Source organism: Mucilaginibacter corticis, assembly GCF_007558865.1.
Taxonomy (GTDB): domain Bacteria; phylum Bacteroidota; class Bacteroidia; order Sphingobacteriales; family Sphingobacteriaceae; genus Mucilaginibacter; species Mucilaginibacter corticis.
In genome coordinates this window covers 132087-151877 of the sequence record NZ_VLPK01000001.1, presented here as the reverse complement: position 1 = coordinate 151877, position 19791 = coordinate 132087, and the positions used below count along the sequence as shown (strand labels likewise).

Sequence of the window (19791 nt, the reverse complement as noted above, 5' to 3'; positions counted from 1 at the left end):
AATCATTATCCAATTTTAAATTAGAATGAAGCTTTTAAATTAATCCCGTAGCTGCGTACTGAAGGAGATTGTAAGCCGGTAAGTGAAGTACGTGTATTAGCGTACTGATCCAGATCTACGTCTTTAAACTCCGGGTTTTTATAGAAATACAATAAGTTACGTCCGTAAAGAGAAACTGAAGCTTTAGCTATAAAAGTTTTCTCCAGCCATTTTTTAGGGAAAGTGTAGTCAATTGTTACCTCACGCAGTTTAGTGTATGTTTTGCTCATCAGGTTAGCCTCGTCCACATTGTAGTATTCACTGGAATACTCCTGCACCAATACCGGCGTATTATTTGTTTTGTACTGCAATGCACCATAGTTTAAAACGGCACCTGTAGCAGAGTCATAATTAGGTGCTACACCGTTTGAGATTTGCACACCCTTAGCTACATAAGTTCCTTTATAGTTTGCATCAGGCTGTTGATTGTTTGCAGGGTAATGCAGCCAGTCCTGGTAACGTGCATCACCAAGCGCACCTTCCGCTGTTATGGCGTTACTACCACCACGGATAGTTTTGTTGTGCACATAATCTGTAGTTACACCACCAACTGAGCCGTCAAGCTGGAAACTCAAACCTATGTTCTTGTAGTGGAACCTGTTTGAGAAAGACCAGGTAAAGTCCGGATCAAGATGACCTAAATATTGTCTTGTCGGAGAAACCAATGGTTCACCACCACCTTTACCTGTTGCGTCAGGCGAGTTGTAGATGATCTGGCCGTCTGGTGTTCTTACAAATTTGGTACCGTAAAATTTATCAACTCTGTCGTTCACGTGGAAGAAAGTGTTATAAACTGATTGTCCCGGAGGCAGTTCTGTATAAATTTCTTTGTAGGTAGACCAGTTAACCAATACATCCCATCCAAAACCACTTAGGTCTTTTATCGGTGTGCCGGTTAAAGAAAGCTCATAACCTGTTTTTTTAGTTTTCAACGCATTTAAAAGTTCTGTAGTGTAACCGCTTGCAGTTGAAATAGGGTTAGCCAGAATTTGCGGACCGTCAATATATTGGAAAGCTGTTCCGCTTAAGCCTAAGCGGTTTTTAATAAATTTAATATCAAACCCTTCTTCGTAATTTACACGGGTTGACGTTACTATACCAGGTTGAAATAGCGAATTTGGACCGTAACCTGCTGTTTGATTGTTGTAGGGTTTAGCTGTTGAATACGACGTGTTCAATGAATAATTAGGTCCGTTATAAGGGCTGTTATAAGTGGTGCCATAACCTAATGGATTCAAAAATAACGGATCACTTGTAGGGCTATTGTTTAAGGTCTGCCCTCCATATGCTGAAATAGTATTAAACGGAGCAGGGCCGATAGTAGGGGTTGTAGCATCTGAACGGATGTTTGCATAAGATCCTCTAACTTTTAAGAAAGAAATAGCTTCAGGCAAAGTAACGTAATCAGATATTACCGTTGTTGCTGAAACACTTGGATATCTATATGAAGCTACACTTGAGAATGCTGAAGAATGCTCAACACGGTATGTGCCTGATAAAGTAGCATATTTGCCGAATGACAAGTCCAATGAGCCAAATATACTTAACTGGCGTTCAGCCGAATTGAAGCTTGTAGATTGTATCGGGTTTTTTGTGTTGTTGAATGAATATAAGCCAGGTATGATCAAATAATCAGTTGATGTCCAGCTTGAATTATATTTAAAGCTACGCAGGTTACTACCAATTAAACCTGATAAATTAAAGAAGTTATTAACGGTGTAATCATAGTTTAAAGTCAACAAAGTGTTGTTTTCAAACAGATCACGACGGTCTTCACGGTAATCACCCTGGTTACCTTCACGGCCATAAGGGTGGGCAGAAAAAGGAAGGTCTTCCGTACGTAATATGTTGTAGGTATCTATCTGGTTCTTTAAGCTAACGTTCAGGTTGTCGTTAATTTTATAGTTACCTGATACATAACCGTAAGTATCATTTTTATAATGACCGCGGGTCCAGATCTCTGTAAGGAACCATGGGTTATGGTAACGGGTATATTCTGCAAACACAGATTGCGTACCTACTTTACCCGGCTGCCAGATGCCTTTAATATCGGGTGCGTTAACATTCCAGTCAGCACCTGTCCATATCGCCATGTTGTAGATGATACTGTTAGGACCATACTGAACGTCCGGGAAGTTATCAGTAGTTTGTCTGTTAAAATCAATACTTGCCTCGAATGTTAACTTTGGCATTGGACGAAATTGCGCGTAGAAGTTACCGTTAAAAATATCAAGATATTGAGACGGGATATAGCTTGTTTGATGTTGCTGAGATACTGAAACGCGGGTGGTATAGTTATCGCCATTAGCACCTACAGCTATTTCATTGTTAGTTTGATAACCGGTTTGCAAAAAGTTTGCAAGGTTGTTTGCGCCTCTTGCAGTCCATGGAGTACCCTGGCGTACGCCATTAACTACCGGGCTATCATATTGCGGGATCAACTGACCTGCAAAATATGGTCCCCAAACGTCATAGTCGCTATCCACGCCACCCGGTGCGCCACCTTTACCATCAACAAACGTGTAAAAGGTATTTTCACCCGGTCCGAATTTGTTCTGAATGCGCGGGAACGCTAAAAAGCCTTTGTTCATTACCGTACTGCTGTTTATATCAACAGTAAGACCTTTTTTGTTTTTATCACCTTTTTTAGTGGTGATAACAATCGCGCCGTTTTGTGCACGGCTACCATATAACGCCGCTGCAGCAGGGCCTTTTAAAACTGTGTAGCTGTCGATGTCGTCCGGGCTCAAATCAAAGGTGTCCGAGTTAATAGGCAAACCGTCAACTACAAACAGTGTAACTGTACCACCACGGATAGTCACGTTAGGTACACCTAAAATTTCGGAAGTTGCCGCCACTGATAAACCGGCAACTTTACCTATTAATCCGTTAACAGGGTTAGGGTCGCGCGCGGTTGTTAAGTCGCTTCCTTTTACAGTTTGTGTAGCATAACCAATTACCCTGGTTTCTTTTTTAACACCAAGGGCGGTAACTACAATTTCGTTTAATGTTTTGTTGTCACCAATTAAGGTTACATCCACAACTGTTTTATCAGTAACAATAACACTTGCGGTTGTATAACCTACATAAGTGTATGTTAAGGTTTGCCCTGCCTGCGCAGTAATAAAATAATGACCATCAATATCAGTAATGGTGCCGCCTTGCGTACCGCCAATTCTTACTGAAACCCCGGGGATGGGTTGTTTATTCTGGTCTGTTACTACACCCCCGATCTTGATTTGCCCAAACGCTAAAGCCGGGGCCAAAAGCAACAACAATACTGTCATTACCTTTGTAAATTGTTGGTAAATTTGTTTCATCGGTTAATTTTAAATAAGGATTATTAAGGGATTTTTCATGCAGCAATACTAAACTTTGTTTATTATTTGTAAACTAAGTCTATGTTATGCTATGTTGAACAAACCGTGTAGAACATATTAAGCTGGGGTTTTCAGTAACAGGGCGGTTACAATCAGCTTACAAAAAATTAACCTTGGGAGGGTTATTTTAATTATTGACTATCTAAATGCAGGATAGCGATCGATTTTAAATAATCAATGTTATTAACCGGGATCTCTGTTTCTTTTGCGGCATCATCCCACTCGCGGAATTTTATTATTAGATCGGCATCAGGGTTAGCTTCAAAAGCTATTGCTTCCTGTTCAGTCATAACGCCTCCCTGGAAAGCAAGGGTGGCTTTACTCGCGTCAGAAAGTTTATTATAATATTCAGGATATTTATAAGTAAGATAGCGCTTGGCTACAACATGGCTTTTTACCAACGCTGCAAGCCTTCCAGAAAAGCCAAGGTTAAGTAAATAGTCAGCACCTAATTTTTCATGGTCAACATTGCCTAAACCATCCATGCTTTCGGCTTCGTTGTCATCCGCACATAAATGGCCTATGTCATGAAAAAATGCTGCTAATATCACTTCGTCATCATAACCTTCAATCCTGGCCATTTCTGCCGCTTGCGACATATGTTCTAATTGAGATACAGGTTCGCCTATGTAGTCTTCATCACCATATTTTTCATATAATGAAAACACCTTATTTACCTTATCTATATTAGTATTTGCAGCCATGATATTTTTTAACAAATTAGCCGAACAGAGATTATGTGAGTGTTAAATTTATATGATATGTTTTACAAATACTATACAAAGTTTAACCTAAATGCTATCATTTAACTTTAATTAACTAAATTTTATTCTTGACGGTTTTAAACAAAATATAACTTTGCCGCAACTTTATTTCTATGGAAGAGGATATTATTATACAGATAAGCAATCATATTAAGGAAAAACGCCGCGAAAAAAACATTACTGTACAAGAGTTGGCTACCCGTGCCAATGTAAGTAAAGGGCTAATTTCACAAATAGAAAATAGCCGTACCGTACCCTCGCTTATTGTGTTGATAGATATTATTAAGGCGCTTGATATTGACCTGAATATATTTTTCAAAGACATCCATACCAAAACTAACCAGCAGCTTATACTGGTTAAGCGCAAAAACGAGTATGAGCGCTTCGAGAAGGAACATGCCGAAGGCTTTCATTATCAACGGATCTTTACCCAATATATATCGCAGTCGACAGTTGATATTGTGATATTAGAACTTGAGCCTGATGCCAAAAGGCCATTGGTTGAAACCGAGGCTTATGAATATAAATACATATTGTCCGGTGAAATAGAATACCGGTTCAATGATGAAATAATAGTTCTATCAAAAGGTGATTCTATCTTGTTTGACGGCAGGATACCCCATACTCCCCGAAACCTGGGATCTGATATTGCGACTACACTTGTGATCTATTTCTTTGAAGAAAAGAAAGCTTAAAGCTCTTTACCCATTACAAATTAATTTTTTCTTAATACAGGCTTAGTTTAATATTAATAAACTAATTTTAGTATTGTTGAACAATTATAACCTTTTGTAATGAGTATAAAATTAGTAGTTTTTGATATAGCAGGCACCACCATTCAAGATGAAATAGGTGTAATGAATGCTTTTAAGTCGACCATGAACCAACATGGTTATGACGCGCCAATTAATGAAATAGCCCTGGTAATGGGTTATAAAAAGATAGAGGCTATCCGCATCTTGTTAAAAAATGAAACAGGTGTAACTGAAGAATTGATACAGGCTATCCACAACGATTTTGTGGAGCACATGATAAACTTTTATCGTACATCGCCCCAGATCGAGGTATTCCCTCATACTGAAGAAACATTTGAGCGCCTTCATGCGCAGGGCATAAAGATCGGTTTAAATACCGGCTTTACCCGTGCTATAGCCGATACCATCATCAACAGGCTGCAATGGAAAGAAAAAGGGTTGATAGATTATCTTATCGCATCAGACGAGGTTGAACAAGGCCGCCCGCATCCTTACATGATACAAAAAATGATGGCCGAATTTGGCATTATCGATGCCAACGAAGTGGCTAAGGTTGGCGATACTGAGGTTGACGTAAATGAAGGCCAAAACGCCGGTTGTAAGTATGTGATAGGCGTAACCACAGGTAGCTTTACCCGTGAAGAGCTGGAGCCTTATCATCCCACACATATTATTGATGATATAGCCGACGTAGTAGATATTATTAATCAATAGACCTATCAGTATGGAAAAGCTGCGCGCTAAGGTTGCCAAATGGCCCTATGGGTTAGTATCGGTATTTGCCGCAATGGCATCATTTGGTGCTTATACCTGTATGTACGCATTCAGAAAGGCTTATTCTGCCGGTACCTTTACCGGGCAGCAATATTTTCATATTGATTATAAGGTGTGGCTGGTAATCGCCCAGATCATTGGCTACACCATGAGTAAGTTTTATGGTATAAAGTTTATATCTGAATTAAAGCCGGGCCAGCGTGCTAAAAGTATCCTGGTATTAATCGGTATTGCATGGCTGGCGTTATTGTGCTTTGCTATTGTGCCTGCGCCATACAATATCATATTCCTTTTCATTAATGGATTTCCGTTAGGGCTGATCTGGGGATTGGTTTTTGGATACTTAGAGGGGCGTAAGTCTACCGAGTTTATGGCGGCGGTACTTTCCATCAGCCTGATATTTGCTTCGGGCTTTGTGAAAACTGTTGCACGTACGCTGATGAGTTCGTTCCATATCTCAGAATTCCAGATGCCATTTATAACGGGCGCGCTGTTTGTATTGCCGTTATTGCTCTTTGTTTTTTGCCTTGAGCTGATGCCACCGCCTACTGCCGAAGATATTCAGTTACGCACCAAGCGCCTGCCGATGGACGCGGCCGAACGTAAGGATTTTTTAGCCAGGTTTTTACCGGGTATAATACTTACCCTGGTTATTTATGTGCTGTTAACCATTATGCGCGACGTGCGTGATAATTTTGAGGTGGAGATCTGGGCCAGTTTAGGTGTAAAAAACAATGCCATATTTACACAGATAGATACCATTATATCAATTATAGTATTGGTGGCTATGAGCCTGCTGATACTGGTAAAGAAAAACCTGAAGGCATTCAGCATTATACATTACCTCATCATTGGTGGCTGTATACTAATAGGAGTGAGCACCATTTTGTTCGGCCTTAAATTAATTGGGCCTATGACCTGGATGACACTTACCGGCCTTGGCCTTTATTTTGGATACGTACCTTACAATGCGGTCTTTTTTGAAAGACTACTGGCTTCATATCATTTTAAAGGTAACGTAGGCTTCTTAATCTACGTGGCCGATTCTATGGGTTATCTGGGCAGTGTGAGCGTTTTACTGGTTAAAGAATTAGGCAGGCCAAATATCAGCTGGGGTACCTTTTTCCAGGAAGGCGTAATAACCGTTGCCGTTATAGGGGGCACGTGTTCCGTACTGTCATTAATTTATTTTTTAAGCATTGCCCGAAACCAGGACAAGGGCAAATCTACAAATATGAATATTGCAACCGCATGAAACCATCAGCAATAATAATTGGCGCCGGCATAGTTGGCCTTGCTACCGCACGCGCATTAGCCAAACGCGGTTACAGCATAACCGTTTTTGAACGTAACGAGCAGGCTGTAGGTGCCTCTATCCGCAATTTTGGGATGATCTGGCCAATTGGGCAGCAAACAGGGCCGCTATTTGAAAGGGCTATGTTATCGCGAAGCATCTGGAAAGAAATTTGCGAAGAAGCCAACATCTGGCATGATGAGGTTGGTTCATTACACCTGGCTTATCATGACGATGAATTGCAGGTGATTAAAGAATATGTAGATATAAACCACGCTCACCGCGATTGCAGATTGCTTAACGCATCAGAAACACTGCTTAAATCGCCTGCTGTAAATCCGGAGGGGTTGAAAGGCGCGTTGTGGAGCGGCGAAGAAATGATCGTTGAATCAAGAGTAGCCGTAGGGCAGATAGCTAAATACCTTGCAGAAAAATACGGTGTGCAATTTCACTGGAATACGGCCATCAGAAAAATAGAACACCCTAAAGTTTACTCGGGAGCAAAGTTCTGGCAAGCCGATGAAATATTTGTTTGCAGCGGCGCTGATTTTGAAACGCTTTACCCGGAATTATTTTTAGAGACCAACATCACCAAATGTAAACTGCAAATGATGCGTTTGGTAAGCCAGCCGGATGAGTGGCGTATCGGCCCGTCATTATGCGGAGGTTTATCCATGATCCATTATCCCGGTTTCCAGGTTGCCGCGTCATTGCCCGCGTTGCGTAAACGTTACGAAGAACAATATGCCGATTACCTTAAATGGGGTATCCACGTAATGGTATCGCAAAATGGCAGTGGCGAACTTACCATCGGCGATTCGCACGAATATGGCTTGGTGCATGACCCCTTCGACAAGCAATTTATTAATACACTAATAACAGACTACTTACATACATTCGCTAATTTTAAGGATTGGCAGTTGTTACAGTCATGGCATGGTATCTACCCTAAAATGATGAATGGCCAAACCGAACTGATCAAAGAAATTGAACCCGGCGTAACCATAATAAATGGCGTTGGCGGTAACGGAATGACCTTATCATTCGGTTTGTGTGAAGAGTTTTTTACTTCGAGAAAATAAAATATCCTTAATATTAACGTACCAAAAAAACAGAGATGGATAACAGGAGAGACTTTTTAAAGAAAGCTGCATTATTAACCGGCGCCGCAAGTGTTAGCGGTGTGTTGCCGGCCTCAATACAAAAGGCTATGGCTATTAACGCGGCTGAAGGCAGTACTTATCTGGATGCCGAGCACGTAGTTATCCTGATGCAGGAAAATCGTTCTTTCGACCATTGTTTTGGTACATTAAAAGGGGTAAGGGGCTATAATGACCCACGTGCCATCGATCTGCCTAACAAAAATAAGGTATGGCTGCAATCCAACGAAAAAGGCGAAACTTATGCGCCTTTTCATCTCGACATAAAAAACACCAAAGCTACATGGATGAGTTCATTGCCGCACTCATGGTCAAACCAGGTAAACAGCCGCAACGACGGTAAATTTGACCAGTGGCTTGTTGAAAAGAAGAACAGCATAAAGCAATACAGCCACATGCCTTTAACGCTGGGCTACCACACCCGCGAAGATCTCCCGTTTTATTATGCGCTGGCTGATGCCTTTACCGTGTGTGATCAGAACTTTTGTTCGTCGTTAACCGGTACCAACCCCAACCGACTTTACTTTTGGACAGGGACTATAAGGGAAGAGCAAAATGAAAGCTCACGTGCCAACGTATGGAACGACGATATGGACTATGGTACATTAAAATGGGCCACTTTCCCTGAACGTTTGGAAGATCACGGGATCTCATGGAAATGCTACCAGAACGAAATGAGTATTGATGTTGGTTTTGAGGGCGAGCAGGATGCATGGCTATCAAATTTCCAGGACAATCCGCTGGAGTTTTTTGAGCAATACAACATCCACCTGCACCAAAAACATTTAGACGCCTTGGATGCCCGTATAGAAAAACTGCCGGGCATGATAGCCGAGAAGCAGAAAAACATAGATGGCCTGGCAGCCGGTGATGCGCATATTGATCACCTGAAGCTTGAACTGAGATACATGCAGAAGTACCTGGAGGATTTTAAAAAAGAAAAAGAAAAAATTAAACCAGGCCAGTTTGATAGTTTATCTGACAGGGAAAAAAGTATTCACTTTAAAGCTTTTAGTACCAATAAAAACGATCCTGATTATCATGAGCTGATCACATTAAAGTATGATGATAATGGTACTGAGCGCGAAGTGCAGGTACCTAAGGGTGATGTATTATACCAATTCAGGGATGATGTGAAAACCGGTAAGCTGCCCACAGTATCATGGTTAAGCGCGCCCGAAAACTTTAGCGACCACCCAACGGCGGCATGGTATGGTGCATGGTATGTATCTGAAGTATTAGACATATTGACGCAGAATCCGGAGGTTTGGAAAAAGACCATCTTTATTCTTACTTATGATGAAAACGACGGCTATTTCGACCACGTGCCCCCGTTTGTAGCGCCACACTCTCACAAAACCGGAACAGGTGCTGCTTCAAAAGGAATAGATACCCGTGTAGAGTTTGTAACTGTCGAGCAGGAAAATGACCGTAAGGGTTTTCCGGCTAAATATGACCGCGAAAGCTCAATAGGTTTGGGTTTCCGTGTACCGATGGTAATTGCATCACCATGGAGCAAAGGCGGCTTTGTGAATTCAGAAGTATTTGACCATACTTCGACCCTGCAGTTTTTAGAGGGATTTTTAAGTAAAAAGACAGGTAAAAAAGTGGTAGAACCAAACATTAGTGATTGGCGCCGTACAATATGCGGCGACCTCACTACTGCATTCAGGCCATATAATAGGGAAAAAATTGAAACGCCCGAATTTTTAGCCCGTAATGTTTTTGTAGAAGGCATACATAAGGCAAAATTTAAGGAACTGCCAACTTATAAATTGCTTAACCCGGCAGAGATCGCTGCTATAAACCATAACCCCGGTGACTCGCCTTACATGGCCAAGCAGGAGGCGGGAATAAAACCAGCTTGTGCTCTGCCTTATGAATTGCATGTTGACGGAAAACTAAATGCAGATAAAAAAGTTTTCGAGATCAGCTTTGCAGCAGGTAATAAAGTTTTTGGCGAAAAAAGTATTGGCGCTCCGTTTAATGTATATGCTCCGGGCAAATATGTTAAAGCTGACGATCCGCAACAGTTTGAAGATGTGCGCACCTGGTCGTACGGGTTAACAGCCGGCGACAGTTTAGCTGATAGCTGGCCGCTGCATGAGTTTGGCGATGATTATTATCATTTAAGAGTTTACGGCCCGAACGGATTTTACCGCGAGTTTAAAGGTGATCATAGCGACCCAGCCCTTGACATTCATGTTGATTACCAAAAGGGACTAACCAGCAATCAGCTTAGCGGTAATGTGGTACTTAAAATAAAGAATAATACCAAAAAGCAGCAGGTTGTCGAAATTATTGATCATTCATATAAAACAAACAACCACGTAAAAACGGTAGTTCCGTCGGGTGAGACAAGCTTGGTTTTAAACCTGGACAAAAGCCATAACTGGTACGATTTCAGTGCGAAAGTAAAAGGTCATGACTTGTTCGAGAAAAGATATGCAGGCCGGGTTGAAACAGGCCGCACAGGCTTTAGCGATCCGCACATGGGCAGGGTGGTATAATATAGTTATACCACTTTAGCTAACGCCGCTTAAAGATTTTGCGATTAATGATGCTTTGGTTAAGGCTTTGTTCAGGTCGGCTATCAGGTAATCCGGCTCTTCAAGGCCTATCTACAATTCAAGATTCACGGTTAGGTATTCCAGAAAAGAACTTACCTGATCACCGTTAAAGTGCCGCACGTTGCACGTAGCCCTACATAAAAAGATCAAATAATACGTTAATACCCCGGCGTGATCGTAATGATGCGCCGGGTTTTTTGTTTTATAGCAAGGTGATTTTAGTATATTACGATCTACTTTTTGCTTAACCCTAAACTATTCCTTACAGTCTTTACCTCATCCGTTGTAACCAGGCTGCTGTTGTTACCAAAGTTGTTTCTTACATAGGTAAGCACTTGTGCAATATCCCCATCGCTTAAAAAGCTATGTTGCGGCATGGTGTTATCATAAGGCAGGCCTTTTACTTTTATTGGTCCGTTAAGACCTTGCAGCAATACGGTTATGGACTGCTCTTTCTCCATGTATTTTCCGCCGGTAACCCATTCAGATCCGCTTAGCGGTGGGTACATATTGCCGTCGCCTTTGCCGTTTTGCTGATGGCAGTTAACGCAGTAGGTATTATAAATTTTGGTGCCGCCGTTAAGCATTCCCTTCATTAAATTATCGCGGACAGGATTCGGCGTCCTGAAACTTGGAAGCTTTTTTCTCAGCTTCATTTTTGCCAATTGGGGCTGACCAAACTTGCTTTTATCGCCTTTATATACAATACGCCAGATGCGGCCTTTTTCTGTCTCGCTGATGTATAATGAACCGTCTGCACCCATGGCAATACCCATTGGCCGGTAAACAGCGTCACTGGCGCTGACAACCGTATCACGGCCCGAAAAACCATCCGCGAAGATCTCCCAAGACCCGGTAGGCTGACCGTTTTTAAATGGTACAAAACAAATAAAAAAACCCGCCTGCGGGTATGGCGACCGGTCTGTTGAGCCATGAAACGCTACAAAAGCCCCGTTTTTATAACGCGCCGGAAATTGCGTGCCTGTGTAAAAAAAAAGATCATTCGGAGCCCAGTGTGCCGGGAATGAAAAAATTGGTTTGATAAATTTTGCGCCATTTCCTTCTTTTTTACCGTCACCGCCATACTCGGGGTTTAACATTCTTTTTTTCAGAAACGGGTCGTAGTAATAATAGGGCCAGCCGGCATCGGTTCCTTCCCTGATCTTTAAAAATTCTTCCGCAGGTAATACTGCGCTTTGCCAGGCGGTATATTTACCGGGGAATTGCAGCCGCAAATCATCGCGCCCGTGCGCTACCACGTATAAACAATTTTCCTGTTGATTCCAGTCCATCGCCACTACACTCCTTAGCCCGGTTGCATAGCGCTTGCCGTCTTTTTGAGTCTGGCCCGCACGGTTTTCGTCAAAGCGCCAGATTCCGCCATATTCGGCCAGCAGCGGACAGCCTTTTATCCCTAACGATCCCGGTACCCGGTTTGCAACCTGGCAGGCGTTTGACGGCGCGCCGAAGGCCACATACATATGCCCAGCATTATCAAAAGCTATTGGTTTGGCGTCGTGCTCATGCTGCCCGTTTTCGTCATGTAAGATCAGTTCCGGCGGTCCGTCTGATATCAGCGTTGCCGGGTTTAGCTTTTCGCGGTAAACGTTTGTCTCCGAACTAAAATACAGGTAGCCGTTATGGATGCGCATACTTGTACCGTACGAGCCTTTATCCTCATAATTGCCAAACCGTTTAATGATATCGGCTTTGCCATCGTTATTAGTATCGCGCAACGCCACGTTGCCGGAGGTATCGTCCGGGAACCTTAGCTTAACATAAATGTCGCCATTTGCATTTACCGCTAAATGACGCGCGCGGCCGGATAAACTATCCGCAACCGTTATTGCCTCAAAACCACCCGGAAGATAAAGACCGCCATTTTTCGGATCAGCTTTTAAAAATGAAGGTTTCTTTTTGGTTGTGGTAAAACTGATCAGCAGTAAGGTAAACAAGATTCCGGGCAGACAGAATTTTCTGTATTTTTTGAATGGCATAAAGTGCAAACGTCCTGCTGTTGCACATTGTTTATAAAAAGGTTAGAAAACGACGGCGCGGACCTTCTGAAAAATTTTACATTAGTGCTAAGATTTACATTCATGATCAAAACGCTTGAATCTTACTATCTATCCAAGCCCGAGCCTTACCAAAGCTGCCTGCTGGCATTACGGGACATTATTTTAAGCGTTAACCCATTAATTGTTTATGAACGTAAATTCCAGATCCCGTTCTTTACTTATAAAGACAAGAAACTTGCTTATTTATGGCTCGACAAAAAGAAGCTAAAACTGGGCTTTTGTTTGGATAAAAGTTTGCAGGAAGTGACACCAGGGATAAAGCCAAAAGATCAGTACGAGTCAATGTTGATAGACCCTAATGAAGATATCCCGATAGAGATCGTTCTAAATAAGTTGAATACCTATATTAAATTGATTAATAACGGCCAATAGTCAGCGAACTGTTAAATCTATCTTCACTTATTATAAACTTTTCGACAAAATTTGTTTAAATGTTTAAATAATCTACTTTTGTGTCTCTAACTAAATAGATGACTGTAACCACCCCCATAAAAGAAGATGCCATACAAGACCAGATCCTGCAGGCGGCCAAACGGCTGTTCCAGGTGCATGGGCTTTATAAGGTAACTATGGACGATGTGGCTAAAGCTATCGGCAAGGGTCGCAGTTCGCTTTACTATTACTACAAGAGTAAGGACGAGATTTTCGATGCGGTGATGCAGTTGGAGATAGGAGACTTGGTAGGCGCTATTGCTGTCGCGGTAAATAGTGTTGAAACTGTCGAACAAAAAATAAATGCGTTTTGTGTTGCCAAGCTGAATATACTGCGCGAAAGGCGTGGATTTTATAATACGCTTGACGCGGGTATGGATGCTGACGCGATGTCTGATTTTAACAAAACCAAAGTGATTCATCACGGGCTGATCATGCAAAAGGAAGGGGCTTTATTAAAGCAAATTTTAAACTATGGTATCGAACGCGGCGAATTGAAACCAGTGGCAGAGCAGGATAAAAAAGAATTGGTTTTTGTGTTGCTAAGCGGCGTACATGGCATCAAAAGAGAAATGATAATCGACAATAATTTTGAAAATATCGAGTCGGTTGTAAAGACCTTTACCCGCGTGATCATGAACGGGATAAAGAAGTAAAAAAATTTGAATCGTTTTCGACAAAGTGACAAAAAATGTCGAAATGGTTGCTGGTAAATATAGCTAATGGAAAAAAGTAAATCATCAAGCACATTCAGGGCGTTTAATAACCGTAATTATGCGTTATTTTTTGGCGGGCAGTCTATCTCACAAATAGGTACCTGGATGCAGCGTACGGCGGTTATCTGGGTGATCTATTCGCTCACGCATTCTGCCTCGATGATTGGCTTTGCTGTTTTCGCGCAGCAGTTTCCGTCGTTCCTGCTTTCGTTATTTGGCGGCGTAGTCGCCGACCGTTATGACCGGTATAAGATCCTGCTGGTTACGCAAATCGCCTCAATGATCCAGGCCATATTACTGGCCGCTTTGATATTAACCGGGCATTATGTTATCTGGGAGATATTGACCTTAAGTGTTGTGTTAGGCATCATCAATGCTTTTGACGTGCCGGCAAGGCAACCTATGATATTGGAACTGATAGAGAATAAAGAAGATTTGGCAAACGCCATTTCTTTAAACTCGGCCATGGTAAATATTGCTAGGATGGTTGGCCCGGCCTTATCAGGTATTGTGCTGCAGCGATTTGGCGCAGGTATTTGTTTTTCATTAAATGCGGTGAGTTTTATAGCTGTTATCACGTCGCTATTGTTAATGAATTTTCCAAAATTTAATCCACCTACTATAAAGAAAAAGGTAATGTCAGAACTTGCCGAAGGTTTTAAATATATCAGGGAAACACCGGCCATAGGTATAATACTATTGGTGCTGGTGAGCTTAAGCCTGTTTGTTTTACCTTATGATACCACTGAACCCATATTTGCCAAAGTTGTTTACAAAGGCAACGCTACAACTTACGGCTACATCAGCAGCTCTGTGGGTTTGGGTGCCATAATTGGTAGTTTAGTGCTGGCGTCTGTAAAAAAAGGCACCGACTTAAAACCCATCCTGATAGGCAGTATTGTGGTTTTGGCTACCGGGTTAATCCTGTTTTCGCGCGTAAGTTATTTGCCGCTGGCATTGCCCTTTGCCATGATCATAGGGTTAGGGTCTTTAACCCCCATGTCAACCTGTATCACCATTATACAAATGGAGGCAGCTACCCATATGCGGGGCAGGGTAATGAGCTATATGGCCATGTCGTTTTTCGGTGTATTGCCTTTGGGCGCCTTGTTGATAGGCACAGTTTCGCAAAAAATAGGCGCGCCTTTAACCATGTTTTGCCAAGGGATAATTGCGTTAATTATCGCCTTGGTATTCTTTCAGCTTTTCAAAAAGAGTAGGATCGCTCAAACAACCGACCAGCCTGATATGGCCGCTGAAATAATAGAATCAGAAAAAATTAATTAAACATCAAACCATAAAAAACATCAAAATGGAACAGAACACAAAAAACACCGTGCTTTTAGTGATGGATATGCAGGCAGGTATAGTAGCTATGCTGCCTGATAGCGCCGCTATTCTTGGCAATGTAGCTAAAGCTATAGCTATTGCCCGTGAGAAAAACATCCCGATTATTTATGTAGTGGTTGGTTTTAGGGAGGGTTCGCCAGAGATCAGTATGAACAATAAAGGGTTCGCTGCAAGCAAGGAAAGATTTGCCAGTGTAGATATGGCCCAGTTTATGCACGTACATGACGACTTAAAACCGCAGGCAGGCGAAGTGATTGTAGCCAAACGCCGAGTGAGCGCTTTTACAGGTAGCGATCTGGAAGTGATCCTTAGGGCTTATAACGCGCAGCATCTTATCTTAACCGGTATAGCAACAAGCGGCGTAGTATTATCAACCGTACGCGAGGCATCTGATAAGGATTACCGCTTAACCGTACTGGCTGATTGCTGTGCCGATGGCGATGCCGAAGTACATAAAGTATTAACAGAAAAAGTTTTCCCGCGCCAGGCAGATGTACTGAATGTGGCCGACTGGGAGAAACAATAATCATCAAACCAAAGCATAACAAAGAGCGCTTACCCGGTAAAGGTAAGCGCTCTTTATTTAGGTAACAATTTTGTGTTGAGGGGTTTAAATGCTTTTGCGGCTGTGGGTTTTAAATATATTTGTGATGGTTAAACAGAACTATTGTTTCAAACCACGCCAATATTAAACATCCTAAAATGAAATTAAAACCTCGCAAGTGTAGTCCGATAAAAGCAGCCTTGTTGTTTTTGTTGATAGCCCTGATGGCCGGCAACAGGTCACTCGCTCAGGACACAGATAAACCTTTATACCTCGACTACACCAAACCGGTAGACGAACGTGTAAAAGACCTGCTATCGCGGATGACACTTGAGGAAAAAGCGGAATACCTGAACCACGTTGGGCCGGATATCCCTAAATTCGGTATCAAGTCTGATAAATGGAACCAGAGCCTGCACGGTGTTGTGTGGACGCGGCCAACAACTATGTTCCCGGTTTCTATCGCCATGGCTGCTACCTGGGATACCAAATTGGTTTATACCGAAGCTACTGCGATATCAGACGAAGCGCGTGCCATTTACAACGGCTGGCACCAGGACCCCAATTTTCAAGGCGAAAAGAAAGGTTTAATTTACCGGTCGCCGGTGATCAACGTGAGCCGTAATCCGTACTGGGGACGTATTAACGAGTGTTTTGGCGAGGATCCGTTCTTAACAGGGCGCATAGGCGTGGCGCACGTTAAAGGCCTACAGGGTAATGATCCTAAATACCTTAAACTGGTATCTACCTTAAAACATTACGCGGTTAATAATGTGGAGACCGACCGTACCAGCAGATCGGCAACTGTAAGCGAGCGGATGCTGCATGAGTTTTGGCTGCCCCATTTTAAGGATTGTATTGTTGAAGGCGGCGCGCAATCTATCATGGCATCATACAACGCCATCAACGGGGTGCCCAATAATATTAACCATATGATGCTGACCGATATCCTTAAAAACCGATGGGGCTTTAAGGGTTTTGTAGTATCTGACCTGGGCGGGGTTAATACCATGGTGAACGGTCACGAAAAAGGGCAGATGAGTTATGAAGAAGCCGTAGCAAAATCCATCAACGCCGGCTGCGATTTTTCGGACAAAGAATTTATGCAATATATCCCCATCGCAGTAAGCAAGGGTTTGCTTACACAGGCTAAACTGGACGAATCGGTTTCGCGCGTAATGCGCGATCGTTTTTTGCTGGGCGAGTTTGATCCGCAGGAAAAGGTGCCGTACAGCAAAATACCCATGAGCGTAATTGGCAGCCCTGAGCACATCAATCTGGCATTAAAAGCCGCGCAAGAGGCAATGGTTTTATTGACCAATAAAGACCATTTGTTGCCTTTAAATAAAAATAAAATAAAGACCATAGCTGTAATTGGCCCGCATGCGGATATGTTTACCGCAGGTGGTTACAGCGGTAAACCCATTAATGCGGTGAACCCCATGCAGGGAATTAAAAACAGGATGGCCCCCGGTACGGAAATTATTTACGCAGCCGGTGCTGAAATAACCCCACCACGTAAAAACGCGCCCGAATTTGATAAAGCAGCCGAATTGCAAAAAGCAGTAGATGCCGCTAAAAAAGCCGACGTAGCTATCTTGTACATCGGTACCACGTTAAATGTCGAGGCCGAGGGTAAGGACCGTACATCATTAGAACTACCCGGCAACCAGGAAGAATTGGTTAAAGCGGTACTGGCAGTTAACCCGCGCACTATTGTGGTGTTGATGAATGCCGGCCCGTTAACCATACCTTACATCAAAGAACACGCCCCGGCCATTATAGAGGCCTGGTGGCCTGGTGAACAAGGTGGTAACGCCATTGCCGACGCGATCTTCGGCAATATCAATCCCGGTGGTAAGATGCCTTTGACAGTTTATGCCTCTGCAGATCAGGTTCCCTCGCAGGATGAATATGATGTAACCAAAGGTTTTACCTATATGTATATTAACGGTAAGCCGCTGTTTCCGTTTGGGCATGGGTTAAGCTATACTACGTTTAATTATAGTAACCTAAAATTGTCGGCTAATCAGATCAAAGCGACAGATGCCATTACCGTATCGGTCGATGTGAAAAATACGGGTAAAATGGCCGGCGATGAAGTAGTACAGCTATACATCCATGATGTTGCGCCAAGCCTAAAACGTCCGATGGAAGAGCTACGCGGATTTGAGCGGATCACCCTAAATCCCGGCCAGACTAAAACAGTTACACTAACTATTCCGGGCAGCAAACTGGCTTTTTATGACGAAAAGATCCACGATTTCAGGGTTGAACCCGAACCGATTGATGTGTTGGTTGGCAGTTCATCGGCAGATATCCGACTGAAGTCACAATTTAAGGTAATGGATTAAAATGAAAGTAACTTAAGAGGGTACCTTTATTGGTCGCCCTCTTTTTTAATACCCTTTAGTAGCGCGTAAATAGCCATGGCATGCCCGTGGCCAAGCTCGAAATCATCTTTCAGCCACTTTACAATATCGCCGGCTTTAGTTTGGGCAGTAAGCTGGCCATTTTTGGTAAAGCCTTTAGCTTCGGCTAGTTTTTTAAAATCATCCGCGGTTTTACCTGTTTTGGCCTCAATGTTATTTAAATATCCCTGGAATGACATGATCGTTAGATTTTAAACCAAAGTAATCATCATTGCTTATTTCTTAAAATCATCAGGTAAAAAATCCAGCGACACCGAGTTCATACAAAACCTTTTACCGGTAGGCGGGGGGCCGTCATCAAAGATATGCCCCAGGTGCGAGTCGCAGCGGGCACATATCACTTCTATCCGTTTCATGTTGTAAGAGTCATCTTCGCGATAAATTACCGCGTTCTTTCTTACAGGTTCAAAAAAGCTGGGCCAGCCGCAATCGCTTGCAAATTTAGCATCCGACCGAAAAAGTACGTTGCCGCATACCGCGCAATAATAAGTTCCCTTGGCATCGCTTTTCCAGAACTTGCCCGTAAAGGGTCGCTCTGTTGCCTGTTCGCGCGCTGTAGCATAAAGCGCGGGCGGCAAGATCTTTTTCCACTCGGCATCTGATACCTTTAAATGCTTGGTGTCTGTGTTCGAGTAATATGGATTATTTTCGTGCCCGCCGGTTGTTTTAAGATGTTGCGCCACAGAAGCACTTACCGATCCCAACAAAATGGCGGCTATAATTAATGCGGTTCTCATTGCTTTAATTTGTCTTTAAATACCTTTTTAAATTTCTCCAGCTCAGGTTGTATAACATATTTGCAATACGGCTGGCTACTGTTCAGGTTATAATAATTTTGATGATAACCCTCGGCCTTGTAAAAAACAGTGTATGGAACAATTTGTGTCACAATTTTAGACTTATAAGCTTTTTCGGCGTTGAGCTTATTCACGTAATAATCAGCCTTTTCTTTTTGAGCCGGGTTGTGATAAAATATTGCCGAACGGTATTGAGTGCCTACATCATTACCCTGCCTGTTTAGCTGGGTAGGGTCGTGCGCTACAAAAAACGCTTCGATCAATTCATCATAGGTTATCACTTTCGGGTCATAAACAATATTGCAGGCTTCTGCATGACCTGTTGTCCCGGTGCAAACCTGCTCATAAGTAGGGTTGGCCACATGGCCACCTGCAAATCCTGATGTCACTTTTTTAACCCCTTTTAGTTGCTGAAACTTTACTTCGGTACACCAAAAACAGCCTGTAGCAAAGGTGGCGGTATCTAAGGTGGCAGGTTTTGAATGGTTAACAATGGGTTGACGGGGCAATGCAAACACGCCACATACGGCAAATTGCATCAGCAGTAAAAAACAAAATATCTTTTTCATATGGGTAACTAACGTAAAAAATGACGTGTCGTATTGCCGGTTACGGGTAAAACAGGGCAAAAGTAACGTTTTCTATAAATTGTGATATACGATTGACAATTTGCAGATAAGTATAAAATAAATAGTATTATGTATTG

At 42.6% G+C, this 19791-nt stretch carries 16 protein-coding genes; 10 read left to right on the top strand and 6 right to left on the bottom strand.

The annotated features are described in order from the left end of the window. Positions 1-20: 20 nt before the first annotated feature. On the bottom strand, positions 21-3359 hold the full coding sequence (locus FO440_RS00630) for a carboxypeptidase-like regulatory domain-containing protein (RefSeq protein ID WP_144246302.1): 3339 nt from the start codon (positions 3357-3359) through the stop codon (positions 21-23). A 191-nt stretch (positions 3360-3550) separates the two neighbouring features. Beyond that, complete coding sequence (locus FO440_RS00625) at positions 3551-4123, bottom strand: HD domain-containing protein (RefSeq protein ID WP_144246301.1); 573 nt, start codon at positions 4121-4123, stop codon at positions 3551-3553. A 173-nt stretch (positions 4124-4296) separates the two neighbouring features. Between FO440_RS00625 and FO440_RS00620 the strand changes: the two genes are divergently transcribed. The 5 genes from FO440_RS00620 (at position 4297) to FO440_RS00600 (ending at position 10676) form a co-directional block, all read left to right on the top strand. Beyond that, the gene (locus FO440_RS00620; RefSeq protein ID WP_144246300.1) at positions 4297-4878 is read left to right on the top strand and encodes a helix-turn-helix domain-containing protein; all 582 of its coding nucleotides are present in this window, start codon (positions 4297-4299) and stop codon (positions 4876-4878) included. 99 nt (positions 4879-4977) lie between these two features. Then, a complete protein-coding gene (locus FO440_RS00615) occupies positions 4978-5652 on the top strand; it encodes an HAD hydrolase-like protein (protein ID WP_144246299.1) in 675 nt (224 codons plus the stop codon). A gap of 10 nt (positions 5653-5662) precedes the next feature. Further along, on the top strand, positions 5663-6967 hold the full coding sequence (locus FO440_RS00610; RefSeq protein ID WP_144246298.1) for a DUF5690 family protein: 1305 nt from the start codon (positions 5663-5665) through the stop codon (positions 6965-6967). Continuing rightward, positions 6964-8088: a TIGR03364 family FAD-dependent oxidoreductase gene (locus FO440_RS00605; protein ID WP_144246297.1), complete on the top strand. Its 1125-nt coding sequence runs from the start codon at positions 6964-6966 to the stop codon at positions 8086-8088. Before FO440_RS00610 ends, FO440_RS00605 begins: the two co-directional genes overlap by 4 nt. Before the next feature lie 35 nt (positions 8089-8123). Beyond that, on the top strand, positions 8124-10676 hold the full coding sequence (locus tag FO440_RS00600) for a phosphocholine-specific phospholipase C (protein WP_144246296.1): 2553 nt from the start codon (positions 8124-8126) through the stop codon (positions 10674-10676). Between the two features lie 293 nt (positions 10677-10969). On the opposite strand, the gene FO440_RS00595 is transcribed toward FO440_RS00600, so the two are convergent. Continuing rightward, positions 10970-12733 carry a c-type cytochrome gene (locus FO440_RS00595; RefSeq protein ID WP_144246295.1) on the bottom strand — a complete coding sequence of 588 codons (1764 nt, stop codon included), beginning with the start codon at positions 12731-12733 and terminating at the stop codon, positions 10970-10972. Positions 12734-12835: 102 nt separating this feature from the next. Here FO440_RS00595 and FO440_RS00590 point away from each other — a divergent pair, with 102 nt between their 5' ends. The 5 genes from FO440_RS00590 to FO440_RS00570 all read left to right on the top strand — a co-directional run bounded on the left by FO440_RS00590 (position 12836) and on the right by FO440_RS00570 (position 18210). Next, a complete protein-coding gene (locus FO440_RS00590; RefSeq protein ID WP_144246294.1) occupies positions 12836-13186 on the top strand; it encodes a DUF1801 domain-containing protein in 351 nt (116 codons plus the stop codon). Between the two features lie 98 nt (positions 13187-13284). Further along, positions 13285-13902: a TetR/AcrR family transcriptional regulator gene (locus FO440_RS00585; RefSeq protein WP_144246293.1), complete on the top strand. Its 618-nt coding sequence runs from the start codon at positions 13285-13287 to the stop codon at positions 13900-13902. Positions 13903-13968: 66 nt separating this feature from the next. Beyond that, the gene (locus tag FO440_RS00580; RefSeq protein ID WP_144246292.1) at positions 13969-15249 is read left to right on the top strand and encodes an MFS transporter; all 1281 of its coding nucleotides are present in this window, start codon (positions 13969-13971) and stop codon (positions 15247-15249) included. A 25-nt stretch (positions 15250-15274) separates the two neighbouring features. Beyond that, entirely contained in the window at positions 15275-15838 is a 564-nt protein-coding gene (locus FO440_RS00575; protein ID WP_144246291.1) for a cysteine hydrolase family protein, read from the top strand. Positions 15839-16014: 176 nt separating this feature from the next. After that, on the top strand, positions 16015-18210 hold the full coding sequence (locus FO440_RS00570) for a glycoside hydrolase family 3 C-terminal domain-containing protein (protein WP_222103914.1): 2196 nt from the start codon (positions 16015-16017) through the stop codon (positions 18208-18210). Between the two features lie 26 nt (positions 18211-18236). Here FO440_RS00570 and FO440_RS00565 read toward each other — a convergent pair whose 3' ends face one another. From FO440_RS00565 to msrA, 3 genes are read right to left on the bottom strand one after another with little or no spacing between them, the layout of a single operon-like run. Continuing rightward, positions 18237-18467, bottom strand: coding sequence for a DUF4287 domain-containing protein (locus FO440_RS00565; protein WP_144246290.1), 231 nt, complete (start codon positions 18465-18467; stop codon positions 18237-18239). Positions 18468-18503: 36 nt separating this feature from the next. Then, positions 18504-19025 (bottom strand): peptide-methionine (R)-S-oxide reductase MsrB, encoded by a 522-nt coding sequence (gene msrB / locus FO440_RS00560; protein ID WP_144246289.1) that lies wholly within the window; start codon positions 19023-19025, stop codon positions 18504-18506. Then, entirely contained in the window at positions 19022-19654 is a 633-nt protein-coding gene (msrA, locus tag FO440_RS00555) for a peptide-methionine (S)-S-oxide reductase MsrA (RefSeq protein WP_144246288.1), read from the bottom strand. Before msrA ends, msrB begins: the two co-directional genes overlap by 4 nt. Positions 19655-19791 lie beyond the last annotated feature (137 nt).